Source organism: Pseudomonas sp. K5002 (assembly GCF_013386655.1).
Taxonomy (GTDB): Bacteria; Pseudomonadota; Gammaproteobacteria; order Pseudomonadales; family Pseudomonadaceae; genus Aquipseudomonas.
Window position 1 is genome coordinate 1 of sequence record NZ_JACARK010001359.1, and the last position, 912, is coordinate 912.

Genomic DNA, 912 nt, shown 5'->3' on the forward strand with positions numbered 1-912 from the left:
AGGCGGCATTCACACGCAGAGCATGTGAGCGATTGGTTATATAAAAATACCTTTTAAATATTATTAAAGAATAAGCAGCCTTGCTAGGATCGCTCCACCGGAACACCGGACATAACGCGCAACCTACTCAGATGGAGCCACTATGTCCGGCGCCGACACTTCTCACAGCGATTACGTGGGCGGATTGTTCCGCAGTCATTACGACTGGCTGTGCGGCCGTTTGCACCGCCATCTCGATTCCCGTGCCCACGCCGAAGACATCGCCGCCGACACCTTCGTCCAGCTCCTGAGTTCCCCGGGCGTGGCGCCGATCCGCCAGCCACGCGCCTTGCTCACCACCATTGCCCAACGCCTGATGTACCAGCTGTGGCGTCGCCGTGACTTGGAGCGCGCTTACCTCGACGCCCTCGACCAGGACGAAACCTCGCCCGCGCCATCCCCTGAGGATTTGGCGCAGATGCTCGAAGCCCTGCAGGCCATCGACCAGTTGCTCGACGGCTTGCCGGCCAAGGTCAAGGCGACCTTTCTGCTGTCGCAACTCAATGGCCTGACCTACCCGGAAATCGCGGCCGAGCTGGGCATTTCCCAACGCTCGGTCAGCGACTACATGACCCGTGCCGTCAACCGCTGCCTGCGGCTGTGCCTTGAATGAGCGACGAACTGATCGACAGCGCCACTCGCTGGGTGGTGTTGCTGCGCTCCGGCGAGGCGAGTGCCGCCGACTGGCAGCGTTACCATCAGTGGCGCGCCGCAGACCCGCGTCACGAAGCCTTGTGCCAACAACTGGAAACCCGCCTCGGTGTGTTTCAAATTCCGCAGGCCCAAGGCGTCAGCGGCAAGGTATTGCAGCAGGCACTGGACGCGCCATCCAGCCGCCGCACGGTGTTGCGCGGCGCCCTGGTGGGCGCTGGC

2 protein-coding genes are annotated in these 912 nt (G+C 62.2%); both read left to right on the forward strand.

The features are described from left to right. Positions 1–142 precede the first annotated feature (142 nt). Entirely contained in the window at positions 143–652 is a 510-nt protein-coding gene (locus HX846_RS36355; RefSeq protein ID WP_003213062.1) for a sigma-70 family RNA polymerase sigma factor, read from the forward strand. Next, a partial coding sequence (locus HX846_RS36360; protein WP_178967363.1) for a FecR/PupR family sigma factor regulator occupies positions 649–912 on the forward strand: 264 nt, incomplete at its 3' end. The genes HX846_RS36355 and HX846_RS36360, both read left to right, overlap by 4 nt.